The sequence below is a fragment of the Paenibacillus pinisoli genome (genome assembly GCF_003605435.1).
GTDB classification, from domain to species: Bacteria; Bacillota; Bacilli; order Paenibacillales; family Paenibacillaceae; genus Pristimantibacillus; species Pristimantibacillus pinisoli.
The window spans coordinates 886322-898732 of record NZ_QXQB01000002.1; the positions used below are offsets into that span (position 1 = coordinate 886322).

The 12411-nt window shown below is 50.8% G+C and carries 13 protein-coding genes; all 13 read right to left on the reverse strand.

Annotated features, from left to right (window positions below; genetic code table 11):
- Nucleotides 1-126: 126 nt before the first annotated feature.
- Complete coding sequence (locus D3P09_RS11325; protein ID WP_120109843.1) at nt 127-516, reverse strand: hypothetical protein; 390 nt, start codon at nt 514-516, stop codon at nt 127-129.
- Nucleotides 517-814: 298 nt separating this feature from the next.
- Entirely contained in the window at nt 815-1273 is a 459-nt protein-coding gene (locus D3P09_RS11330) for a type II toxin-antitoxin system VapC family toxin (RefSeq protein WP_243644088.1), read from the reverse strand.
- A gap of 12 nt (nt 1274-1285) precedes the next feature.
- On the reverse strand, nt 1286-1591 hold the full coding sequence (locus D3P09_RS11335; protein WP_120109847.1) for a hypothetical protein: 306 nt from the start codon (nt 1589-1591) through the stop codon (nt 1286-1288).
- 329 nt (nt 1592-1920) lie between these two features.
- Nucleotides 1921-2025 carry a putative holin-like toxin gene (locus D3P09_RS28085; protein WP_243644090.1) on the reverse strand — a complete coding sequence of 35 codons (105 nt, stop codon included), beginning with the start codon at nt 2023-2025 and terminating at the stop codon, nt 1921-1923.
- A 313-nt stretch (nt 2026-2338) separates the two neighbouring features.
- Nucleotides 2339-2722, reverse strand: coding sequence for a hypothetical protein (locus D3P09_RS11340; protein WP_120109849.1), 384 nt, complete (start codon nt 2720-2722; stop codon nt 2339-2341).
- Nucleotides 2723-3011: 289 nt separating this feature from the next.
- On the reverse strand, nt 3012-5033 hold the full coding sequence (locus tag D3P09_RS11345) for a serine hydrolase domain-containing protein (RefSeq protein WP_120109851.1): 2022 nt from the start codon (nt 5031-5033) through the stop codon (nt 3012-3014).
- A gap of 341 nt (nt 5034-5374) precedes the next feature.
- Nucleotides 5375-6007 carry a flavin reductase family protein gene (locus D3P09_RS11350; protein WP_243644093.1) on the reverse strand — a complete coding sequence of 211 codons (633 nt, stop codon included), beginning with the start codon at nt 6005-6007 and terminating at the stop codon, nt 5375-5377.
- Nucleotides 6008-6374: 367 nt separating this feature from the next.
- Nucleotides 6375-7238: a sulfurtransferase gene (locus D3P09_RS11355; protein ID WP_120109853.1), complete on the reverse strand. Its 864-nt coding sequence runs from the start codon at nt 7236-7238 to the stop codon at nt 6375-6377.
- A 30-nt stretch (nt 7239-7268) separates the two neighbouring features.
- The gene (locus D3P09_RS11360) at nt 7269-8042 is read right to left on the reverse strand and encodes an ABC transporter ATP-binding protein (protein WP_120109854.1); all 774 of its coding nucleotides are present in this window, start codon (nt 8040-8042) and stop codon (nt 7269-7271) included.
- Nucleotides 8043-8055: 13 nt separating this feature from the next.
- Nucleotides 8056-9081 carry an ABC transporter substrate-binding protein gene (locus D3P09_RS11365; RefSeq protein WP_120109856.1) on the reverse strand — a complete coding sequence of 342 codons (1026 nt, stop codon included), beginning with the start codon at nt 9079-9081 and terminating at the stop codon, nt 8056-8058.
- Nucleotides 9082-9111: 30 nt separating this feature from the next.
- Nucleotides 9112-9894 carry an ABC transporter permease gene (locus D3P09_RS11370; protein WP_120109857.1) on the reverse strand — a complete coding sequence of 261 codons (783 nt, stop codon included), beginning with the start codon at nt 9892-9894 and terminating at the stop codon, nt 9112-9114.
- Between the two features lie 42 nt (nt 9895-9936).
- Nucleotides 9937-11304 carry an LLM class flavin-dependent oxidoreductase gene (locus tag D3P09_RS11375; protein WP_120109859.1) on the reverse strand — a complete coding sequence of 456 codons (1368 nt, stop codon included), beginning with the start codon at nt 11302-11304 and terminating at the stop codon, nt 9937-9939.
- Between the two features lie 48 nt (nt 11305-11352).
- On the reverse strand, nt 11353-12342 hold the full coding sequence (locus tag D3P09_RS11380) for an aldo/keto reductase (protein WP_120109860.1): 990 nt from the start codon (nt 12340-12342) through the stop codon (nt 11353-11355).
- Between the last annotated feature and the right edge of the window lie 69 nt (nt 12343-12411).

A 12411-nucleotide genomic window follows, 5' to 3' on the forward strand; every position in this document is an offset into this window, starting at 1 on the left:
AAAACAGGAGATAAAATAGTAGAATAACTGAGAAGCGCGAACACCAAAGAGGGCTGCGACTGCCTGCCTCTCAGCAGCCTGTCGCAGCCCCCAAACCCGCTTATAGTTCGCCAACAATACTAATATCTAATATCTAGCGTGCAAATAAAAAAAGTTAACGCTGCCATAGCTGCCCTCGAATTGAGCTTGTACGACTACAGGACTAGAGTATGGATTTGAAGCAATCGGGGTGCAGCAATAAAGATCGGGACTATAAATATAAGCGCTGCCGCTGGCGTCAAGCGTAACGGTGACCGTTGAGCCGTAGACAGGCTCTCGTTGTCCCAGAGGTCCCTTGTTCATCAAAGTGACGGTCGCCTGAGTATTCGGTTGTCCCGAAATAGACACTTCATAGTAATATTTGGAGTGATTGATTTGCCCATACCTGGTTTCTTGCGATTCCGCAGTAAATGCGGCAGAGGCCGAAGCAGAGAAGGCTAGCATCGCAATGAGGACCAATAATACTACCTTTTTCATTATTTCACCTCCTGTCTACAAGGGGATCGTAAAGAAGGCAGCTCTCACCATGATGAAATAACTAGTAATTCAAATATATTATACAAAAAGATATAAAAATAGGAAACTTTATTTTTAAGTTCTCAATCCTTCCTAGTGGGGCAAACTCTCGTCACGCAAGAGACCTCCCCTTCTCGTCTGCAAGATATGGAACAAAAAGACCAAAAAGGGCCGCAACAGGTCACATACTAACCTGTTACAGCCCCTGAGCTACATCCACGCGTTATCTCCGGCTCTCGCTCTTCTTCCTCGGCCGACTTTAATGGGATGGAAGAATTCGAATTTCCTTATCCAAATTGACTAGCATCATATAATTGCGGTTGAAAGTAAAGATGCGTTTTATCTGATAATAGGACATGGTGACAGCAGTGAGCGCTTCGCTGAGAGAGAAGCGGAGCTCGGGCCTGTCTATAAGCAATCTGCGCGATTCTCGCACGAATTCGGGGCCGCTGGAGATGACCTCAAGCTTGCCGTTGCTCACTGCTTTATCTATTGCATTCAGAAAATATTCCGCCTGCTGATAGCTGTATTCATTGCAGAGCCATTCATGAAGATCAAATATAATGGCGTTTGTCGTCACGAAATTGCGTTCAAGATCATTCAAATCCAGAAACATAGAGCGGGCTTTCATGTAGCGGGGGTTTTCAGGGTTCATGAAAGCAGCCAGGGCTGTTTCATCCAGAAAAATGGTATCCTGAACGATCGAATGGTTTTCCATTGTCATCACTCCTTAATCCTTTAGCTTGCAAATACCATCCAAATACAGCAGCGGATTATCTTCCTTTTGTGCCACGGAGATGGGGCTTGATTCGTTTTGGGCTTTTACACTTATCATGTACTGGACAATGATTTCATTGACAATCGCTTGCACGTTCGTCCCTTGCTTATCGGCGATTGCTTTCAGCTCAACATAATATTGTGAATTGATTTCTACAGAACCTTCTTCTTCGTCTTCATCTTTTGAAGATAAGAATCCGGAAGCGGTAGACTTCGCTTTTTCATATTGATTTTGAATGAAGCGTTTGTATTTATTCACTGTCGCGATTCACTCCCTCTACATAGCTTCTATATAGATTCGTCAAATTTTGTCGATTTCAGGGGGCAAGCCTGTGAACGAAAACGCCAAAGAGGGCAGTGACAGCCTGCCTTCCAGCAGCCTATCACAGCCCCCAAACTCGCGTCCAACGCGTCCTAATTCAATCCGAACAATTCTATATGGTTGCATGCATAAACCTGCACAGTTATAATAAAACTAAAGAAGGAGCCGTGCGTCAACACGACTCCTCGGCACAGTAGACCGCTTCAAAGGCGGTCGGCTTCGGGAATATGATCAGAAATAGACCGTCATCCTAGCAGAGGGGCGGTCTATTTCTTTTGGTTAATTGCTGCGACGATGGCGACCACCAGCGTCAGCGCTATAATAAGCGCGCCAAAACCGATCATCAACGTCAAAGCGTCTTTAACCTCCATGGGCATCCCTCCCTTCATGAGAGGTAGCCGACTACCCTTGCAAGCCGTTCTATGTGCTTCTAATTATAGCATAATATGTAAGTTCCCTAGCGATAATTTTTAACTAATTCAGACTAACTCGAGAGCTTCGAGTTCTTCACGAATCAGCTTCAATTCTTGCAGCCCATTATCAAGCATTTCTTTTGATGGCTGAAAGCTATTGTCTAGTTTTTTACCTGTCCTGCTAGTTTGCCAATCCCGTAATGCTTTATCAATAAAAAAATCATAAGTCTTATCTAAACGTTGACCAAGAACTGCTAATTGTTCCCGTTCATTAACGGTAATTTAGATTTAAATTCATTGTCTTGTACTCTCCATCAAATTGTTGAATGGCTTCTAAATAATCATCGAAAAGCTCATAGTCTGCTTGTAACCCGTATGTAAAATTCATAATGTTCGATTCTCCAGGGACGGCCAATAACCAATAGAGACTGGATTGTTCTTCACTAATAGGATGCTCGCCCTTTTTCGCAGCCAAATCATTGACCAACGCTCTGAAATTCCCTAATTCTTTTCCCCGTTCAATATATTCATTCATGAGAATTCCTTTTTTAAGTGCAGCTTGATTTGATTTATGGTCAAAATACATCTTCAAAAAAAATGCATTTACTACAAGCGAAAGGACCAAACAAGTAACGATCACACTATTTTTACTCACTGTTTCTCACTCCTAGATTTATAACATACTGCAAAATCTCGACTTTAAGCATCACTTGTTTGGTCAGCGGACCAAAACGATTCTATATTATACTCTGTTTAAAATTCTTGCTTGCCAGTTGTCGACGAACACGCCAAAGAGGACCGCAACAGTCTGCCTCTCAGCAGCCTATCACAGCCCCCAAACTCGCGTCCAACGCGGCATCCCGGCTCTTACTCCAATAACTCGGTGCTACCTCTTGATGTGAGTCGACGCGTCTAATTCAATTGCTGTTTCAGTATTAGAAAAGTTACTGGGTGAAAATCTCGAACTGCGCACCGGCATCTCCTGCGAAAACAATGGATCCTCCCGCAGGCAACGCAACCTGATCCTTGTCTTCAATGATACTGAAGTAGATGCATTTGCCATTCGCGTCATAGACGGCGAAGGAGGCGTTCGAGGGCATGCTCACCCTAACGTTTTTGCCCACGTCTTCCTCGCTTATCGTATACCACTTAGCGTATCCGCTCGATGGAATGATAACGTTTGACTCCTTAGCGGTATTCAGTGCCTTCACGTTATCCTCGCTCACTAAGATCATTCCACGTTGTTCCAGGTACTCAATGCCTTCCTCCGTAAAAAACGTTAAACCTGAGAGATCCCGCCCATTCGATCCCGGTATTTGCAATTCGGAGACTGCCGTATTGGGGCCTGTTATACGTTTATCCAAAACATACCCCGGCAATTGCTTGGATACATTCAATTGATAGGACATCTGCACCATATAAACGACCGACGAATACTTCTCATTCAACAGATAATATCTTTTGCCATCGCGTCTACTCCATGCCTCTGTTACCTCTGACGGTAGAGCCTCAGGCTGTAGCTTCTCGGCAGAATACATAGAATAGGCTGTCTGCCCAAGGCCCGGCAGCGAAGAATATGAATTAATCTGGAAATAGATGCGGCCGTTCTCCTCCGTTACGAAGCTGGCCATCACACTTCCGTCCCCACTTCGGAACGTGCCATCCGACGTATATCTATAGGACTGGGCCTGAGTCTTGGACGGCTGCTCTGGAGTGACAGACATAAGGCCGCTTTCCGTAATATTAATGTTCATCGTTGCATCAGAAGAGCCATAGATCCCCGCATACTGGAGCATGGACTTCGGCATATCGGCCTTTACCGGTACGCCATACGATTTCTCAGCCTTGAACTCGGTAATTGTCCCTTTCTCCTTCAGCACCTGAAGCAGGATCTCGTTCGCCAAAAGCTGGTTGTATACGCCGGATCCGCCAGAAGAGACGACAGCTGCCGCTATACCCTGCTCGGGAAGCACAACGAGTGACGCTTGATAGAGAATCGTAGCCCCGCCTTTGGCCAGCGCCTTCATCCCATATTCGCTGAAGGGATACAGATTAACACTATCCCAGCCAAGACCGTATGCCATTGAGTTATCCGCCTCATCAGGCCACAAAGACGTCTTGTATTCGTTCTGAGTCATGGCTTCAGCTGATTGGCCGGACAATATTTGTTCTGCTCCCCCTGTAAATAGTTGCGAGAATCGAACCAAGTCCTCTGCAGTAGAATAGATGCCTCCAGATCCTATTACGTTGGTTGTTTCGTTGGGAAGTTGTCCCGTATAGGCAGGATAATAGAGTCCCGCCATCCCGGCCGTGTTCGGAGAATCGAGCGGCGTCACCGTATGGGTCATACCAAGAGGCTCCGTAATATATCGATGGATATAAGAGGTAAAGTCCATACCGCTGACATACTCGACCAGAATCTCAGCCAGCGTAAATCCGTCATTGCAGTATACCGAGAATGCGCCCGGGTCCGCCTTCAAGGTCTGTCCGGCCAGTTGCGTCAGAAGCATGTCGTGGGCGTAAGTATCGTTATCCTCGAATAGGTAGACATTTGTGGCCGATGTTCCGTTCAGACCGGAAGAGTGATTTAACAGCATACGCGGCGTAATCTGCTTATAACGCTCATCCTTCATCGTAAACTCGGGAATATACTGGACGACCGGCATATCGAGATCGATTTTCCCCAGGTCGACCAACTGCATGACGGCAACCGTGGTGAATATTTTGCTGACCGAGCCTGTCCCATACATCGTATCTTTCGTGAGCGGCCTCTGTCCTTGCTCATCATTCTTCCCAGTTTGGCCGGACACGACGATATTGCCTTGATCGATAATGGCGTACTGCACACTGTTCGTGTCGTATACTTTCGTGAGAAGCTCAGCCTTCTCCCTTGCAACTTTCCAGGTTTCTTCGTAGTTGATCGCAGCTTCATTCGGATCGGTCACCTCGGACGTATTCGGCGCCATCGTCGAATTCTGCGTCTCTACTGGTGTATTGACTCCATCACAAGAGGTTAGCAGAAAACAGAAAGCCAGTAATACCAGGAAGGTCAAGCGAGTATTCTTAAACACCTGTCGTAGAAAGCTCATGCTTTGTATCCCCCTTACTTATATTTAGATGGATTATAATGGATAGACCTTTGATTTTCATTTGAATAACGATTACATCTTGAGTTTACAGCCTAAGCCTCTTACCTTTTGAATACGCATGCCAGGGGAACTCGTTTATTGACTTTTTGTTGACTTCGAAGCATAAAAAAACATCGCCGGGGCGCTTAGGCCACATGGCGATGTATTCAAAACATATATTACGTTGCAGCCGGCCCGAACACCGGGGCTAGCCGGGAATTGGATAGTTGTTCGCTTAGGCCAAAATATTCGCAGAAATTCATGATCATTGGGTTCCATTTGGACGGATCAACATAATTCGGATGATCTTTCATCGTCAAGTGTTGCGCAACGTGAATTTTCCCAATGCGGACCTCCAATGCAACTAATGAGCTTGGCTCTTCGAAAGGGTGTACTTTGACGAGCTTCGCCTCCAAGTGAATGGGACATTGCTGCACCCGAGGCGCCATGACCTCCCTGGATGGTAGAGGAGTCAATTTTGACACTCCGAATTTATCCGCTTCGAATCGATAACCCCTCGCTGCCTTGGATTCCGGGACAGGATTTCGTCCAGTTAGTAGGGTGAGACGTTCGATCGCTGGGATTAAGTCAATGGACGGTAAATTCAGCACGCATTCTCCCTCTCTAATCATATTCTGAGCAGTCTGCGATTTGTGACTTAGCCCGAGCATGCAAGATCGATTCAACCACCAAGCCGATGACATAGGCGCCAAGTTTGGAGTTCCATCTTCATTTATCGTACTGATCAGCACAACGGATGAGCCAAAATAAAGGATTTTAGGATCGATTTCAACATGCGTTGTCATACTCATAACGCTCATTCCTCCTCCAGATGATCATGTGCACCCAATGTAGCACAGATGGGGAGGCATTTATACGAAGTGGGAATAAGATGGCAAGAACGCAAAATGTTGATTTTTGAGTTGTTGGCTTGAATTTATTAATTCCATGCAGCAACACACAAAGACCGACAGCCGCTACAAGAGCGGGAACTGTCGGCCTTCTTTATGTTCGTACAAAGAACTGTACCATATATCATGCTTCAAACGAATGGCTGCTGATTTGGACCTTCCAGCATATATTTCTAGGATATGAGCGTTGGCTCCATGTCTTCGATGCCTCTAAGCAGAAGCCAAAAATACATCAAGCATAGGTACTCCAAGCCCCATACAATGCCACTTAAGCTTTCTCCTTGTCCCCCACGGCCACAGGATTCTCGCAATACGAGATCCAATCGCTCCAGCTCCCCGCATACAGCTTCACATTCTCGTACCCCGCTTCGCGGAGCGCCAGAACGTTAGGTGTTGCCGAGATGCCTGAGCCGCAGTAGACGATGATTTCCTCATCCTTCGGCAAACTCGCGAAGCGCTCGCGGAGCTGCTCCGGCGACTTCCAGGAGCCGTCATCAAGCAGCGCGTCCTTCCAGAAGTAATGGAGCGCACCCGGAATATGTCCCGCGACCGGATCGAACGGCGCCTCCAGGCCTGCGTATTGCGCGGCGTCACGCGAATCCACCAACTTCGCACTGCTCTGGCCGCTTCCGGCAGATACTGCACGCACCTCGTCTACACCGACGAGCCAGCCGGCTTGAACCGCCGGCACGAATTGGCGCGGCTTTGCGTCCACCGTCACCTCCGTCGCTGCCTCTCCGCCAGCAGCCGACCAAGCGGAATAACCGCCATCCAGCACCTGCACGCGCTCCGCACCCAAGTAACGGAGCACCCACCATAATCTCGCAGCCGCTGGACCGTTGCCATCTTCATAAGCAACGACAGCCGTATCGCGGTCGATGCCGAGCGACCCGAACAAGGAAGCCAGCTCCTCCGGCGAAGGCAGCGGACTGCGTCCCCCATGCTCCTGTTCAGGGCGGGTCAAGTCAGCCTTGAAGTCGATAAAGCGCGCGCCTGGCAAATGCCCCTTCGAATAAGCCTCGCGTCCATAGGAAGATTCCTTGGGATGGAATCGCACATCCAGAAGCACGATCCGCTCCCCGCTGTCCAGCCTAGCCTTCAACTGCTCTACATTCACCACGTTAGACGACATTACCCTTCACGCTCCTCTTCCATTCTAAAATCAGATCGTAAATTCCAGACTGTCCTGCGACTTCACATCATGAATAGCCGCGTATATGTCATTCTGTATCTTGAGCAGCTCCACATCGTCGCGCTTGCGCGGACGCGGCTTCGACACCTGGAAGATTTGATTAATCCGTCCCGGCCTTGGGGAAAGCAAGACGACCCGATCTCCCAGGAATACCGCTTCCGACACATCATGCGTAACGAATACCACCGTCTTTTTCTCCGCCGCCCAAATCTTCAGCAAATCATCTTGCAATTGCAGCCTCGTCAGATGGTCGACTGCGCCGAACGGCTCATCCATAAGCAGCACCTCGGGACTGTTCGCGAGCGCCCGGGCGATCCCCGCTCTCTGCTTCATGCCGCCGGACAGATGGTGAGGATACTTATGCTCGAATCCGCGCAGCCCGACCAGATCGAGATAACGCTGCGCCGCCTCCCGGCGCTCATTCTTCGCGACGCCCCGAAATTCGAGCCCCAGCTCTACATTCTTGTATATCGTTCTCCATGGGTATAACGATGGATCTTGAAACACCACGCCCCGCTCAATCCCCGGTCCCTTCAGCTTTTCTCCGCCAAACCAGACTTCGCCGGAGGTAGGCAGCTGGAGTCCAGCCAAAATTTCGAGCAACGTGCTTTTGCCGCAGCCGCTTGGACCAAGAATGCTGAGGAACTCCCCGTCCTCAATCGTCAGATGAATGTCGGAGAGCGTCTCCGTCGGAGCCGCTCCCCCGTATACCTTCGATACGCCGCGGATAGAGAAAGCCTCCATACGATCACCCCGCTTATTTTTTCGGAATCAAGCTTAAGTCCAACAAATCCTTAATGTCATAAATTTGATCCTGGAAGCCGAGATCGACCTGGACCTGCTGCGTATCCTGCAGCGCATCCAAATTCACATCCGGATTGTTCTCCCACAGCACATTCTCGCGCTCGAACGCCTTGTCTACCACTGCTGCGTCTACCTTCACATTTTGGAGGAAATACGCCTTGTACTCATCCAGATTGCTCTTCGCATATTCCTGCGACTTGAAATAAGCGCGCAGCAGCTTCTCTACAAGCTCCGGATGCTTCTCGATAAAATCATTGCGGGACACCAGGACGCCAGTATGGAAGGTCGGCAGGTAATCCCAGCCTTTCGCAAGAATGGTGCCTGTTCCCTCGATTTCTGCAAGCGATGCGAATGGCTCGTGAATAATCGTGGCATCGACCTGGCCTGAAGTAAGGCTGGCATACGCCGCTTCGTTCACCCCGTTAGCCAGATAAGTGACATCGTCCTTGCTCAGGCCATGCTTGTTCAGAATCGTCTGAGTGTATGCATCAAGACCGCTGCCGAGCGCCGCAGCTCCGACATTCTTGCCCTTCAAGTCTTCCACGCTCTCGATGCCCGGCTTCGCGATCAGGTAGAACGGGCCTTTCGTGCGGAACATCGACGAGACGATCTTCAGCGGCGCTCCCTTGCCGGCTGCCACGATGACGTTCGTCGTGGCGCTGTCTGCAATATCTACATCCTTGCTTGTCAGAGCTTCAATCGGATTCTGCGTCGTGATCAGCTCTACGTCCAGCCCCTCTTCCTTGAAGAAGCCCTTCTCAATGCCGAAGCGTACGGCAAGTCCGCTCACCCCGTTGAATGGCGAATATCTGATCTTCTGTAGCTCCGTTGTCTCGCCTCCCGAAGCGGCATCCGTCGGCGTTGGACTGCCCGAAGCAGGGCTTCCCCCAGGAGAGTTATTGCTGCCGCCGCAGCCTGCGAGCACAAGCGCAAGCGACATGGTGATAATTCCAGTTCCTATCCATTTTCTCTTCCACATGATGACTCTCTCCTTTGAATTCAAGCTTGTTTATGAGGACTTCCATCTAAGCACGACCCGCTTCTCCAGCAGATCGATTGCAGCAATAATGAGCACAGAGACGACCGTCACAACCGTAATAATGGCAAAAGCCTTCGCCGTATCGTACAAGGAAGTTGCTTGCACTAACAGATTGCCGAGTCCGTCCTTTGACGCCACCATTTCGCCGAACAGCGCGCCGACCAGGCCTGTCGCAGCCGATACCCGAAGGGACACGAAGATCGTCGGCGCCGCGGACGGCAGGATGACCTTCACAATCGTCTGCAGCTTGGAGGCTTCGAATACTTTCGCAACCTTGAGATGCGCTTCCGCTGTCTGCTTGATTCCCGTAATCGTATTGAATGCGATGGTGAAAAAGCAGAACAGAAAGACGATCGCAACCTTATGTGATAACCCGATACCAAGCCAGAGCATCAGCAGCGGAATAATCGTCACCTTAGGAATTGCGAGCAGCGCCGACAGGAACGGTCGGAAGAACGATTCCGCATGCGGAACGAGTACCAGGAACAGCCCCGTTGCAATGCCCGCGAATGCGCTAAGCAGATAACCCGCCCCAAATTCCTTGAGCGTCACGATGAGATGATGGAAGATCTCGCCGTCTGCGAACAGCTTGTAGATTTCCTCGATGACCTGAGTCGGCTTGGACAAATACAAGCTGCCGACAATCTCCGCCCGCACGATGTATTCAATAATGCCCAGGCAGGCGAGCAGCAGCACGACCTGCCCGATGATAATGCGCCATCTGTAGCGCTTGTTGCTATCGTTGTTGCTCATACGACTCTCTCCTCCAGACGCATCTTATCGAAGCTCACCTCATTACTCGCTCGCGCCTTGTAACGCAGCCCTCTTGGCGTAACGGCTCTCCGGACGAGACAAGCCGAAATGGCCGCGGAAGGTGTCCGCATCATATTCCGTACGGAACAGCCCTCTGCGCTGCAAGACCGGCACTACCAAGTCGATGAAGAGATCGATTCCGCCCATCATATATGGCGGGCAAATATTGAACCCGTCGGCCGCCCGCTCCACGAACCATTCCTCCATCTGATCCGCTATTTCCTCCGGATCGCCGACAATTAGAAGATGGCCTCTCGATGTAGCCGCGAAGTAATGGAACAGCTCTCGTATCGTAATATCCTTGTGACCTTCCGCCCGCTCCGCAAGTGCCACCAGCCACTTCGCTTCGTCGCCCGGCAGCGTCGACAGCGACAGATCCGGCAGCGGACCGTCAAGCGGATAAGCGGACAAATCTATGCCAATTCTCGCTGACAGCGGCGCGAGATCGTAGTTCGTCACGAGCAAGCTGTTCAGCTCGCGGTACTTGGCATGCGCTTCCTCCTTGGTACGGCCTACAAGAGGTACAAGACCCGGGAGGATGAATACCTCATCCGGATTTCTTCCGTAGCTTGCAGCCTTCGACTTAATCTCAGCGTAGAATTGCTTGGACACATCAAGCAGAATCTGTCCGGAGAAAACAGCGCTGGAAAGCTTGGCCCCAAGGTCACGGCTGCGCTCCGACGTCCCCGCATTCAGCAGCGGGATTTGTCCCTGCGGCGGCCGGGCTATGTTCAATGGGCCAGCGACGGAGAAGTGCTCCCCTTCGTGATTGATTCTGTGCACCTTGCTTCCGTCAACGAACTCACCGGTCTCCTTATTCCGCAGGAAGGCATCATCCTCCCAGGAATCCCACAGCTGCTGGACGATCTCAACAAATTCATCTGCGTAATCGTAGCGTTTGGAGTTGTCCCAATGCTTCTCACGGCTGTAGTTCTGCGCCGCCCGCACGTCCATGCCCGTGACGACGTTCCAAGCGAGCCGCCCTCCGCTTAGATAATCAAGCGACGCGGTCTGGCGCGCAATCGTGTACGGCTCCGAATAAGTCGTGTTCGCCGTAACGATCAGACCGATCTTCTCGGTGACGGCCGCAATGTTCGCAATCATCGTGAAGGGCTCCAGCCGCACCATTTGCGACGGGAACGTATACTGCATATCCGGGCTTGTTGCGAGGGCATCGCCAAGGAAGAAGAAGTCGAACTTCGCTTCCTCCAGCCGCTGAGCGACACGATGCAGAAATTTGGGATCGAATGCTCCATCGGTTGTCGCTTCCGGCAGCCTCCAGCCAGCCGGATGGTAGCCGGTTGAGAACAGGAATAGACCGAGGTGAAGCTGGCGCTTAGGTTGAGTCATGGTTTTCATCCTCCTAAATTTTTAGTTTATCTATGCGAAAAGTCGGCTTTAACGTAAAAAATGGCCAATGCTCCTTGAAATTTCATCAATTGCGGCAAGCTCTTCCGTAGTCAGCTTCTCATCGACATGCTGTAAGGCGTCGCGAATCTGCTCCGGCTTCGAGGCTCCGAGAATCGCAGATGTAACATAGGATTGGCTAAGCACCCAGGAGAGCGCGAATTGCGCTAGCGTCCAGCCTCTGGCTTCAGCGAGCGGCCTGATCTTATCCACGAGCGCGTATGCCGGATTGGCTTCCAGCAGCAGCTCCAGCCTCTTCTCGCCCAGCGCCAGCCTGGAGCCTATCGGCGGCGCTTCGTCTTGCCGGTACTTCCCGCTCAGAATGCCTCTGCCCAGCGGACTGTAGCTGATAATGCCGACCCCCTCGGACTTTGCGAACGGCACAAGCTCACGCTCGATATCTCTCGTTATCAGGCTGTACTCCGGCTGCACGCTCTCGAACCGGTGAAGGCCGTGCAGCGCGCTTATACCATGTGACTTAGCCAATTGCCAAGCCGCATAGTTGGAGCAGCCCAGGTAGCGGATTTTGCCCTGCTTCACCAGGTCGTCGAGCGCTCGCAATGTCTCTTCGATCGGTGTATCGGGATCGAATACATGCACCTGATACAGGTCAATATAGTCCGTCTGCAATCGGCGCAGGCTATTCTCCAATGCGCGGTAGATATGATAGCGGCTCTGTCCGCCATCATTGACCCCTGGCCCTACATGGGCGCTGAACTTCGTTGCCAGCAGGATGTCATTGCGCCGCCCGCGCAGCAGCTTGCCTAGTATCGCTTCAGCCTCGCCGAATTTGGAACGGTCTTGCGTATCCATCCCGCTGCCGTATACATCTGCCGTATCGATCAGATTAATTCCCGCTTCCAGCGCCGTATCCAGCACCTCCGCCGACGCCTTCTCGTCAATCCATCTCCCGAACGCCATCGTTCCCAAGCTGACTTCGGATACCTTAAGCCCTGTTCTTCCTAATTTGCGGTATTGCATGTCGCTCTCTCCCCTTCCGCATACGACAAAAAACAGACGGATTCCGCTCTCTATATCAAGCGTTTCTCC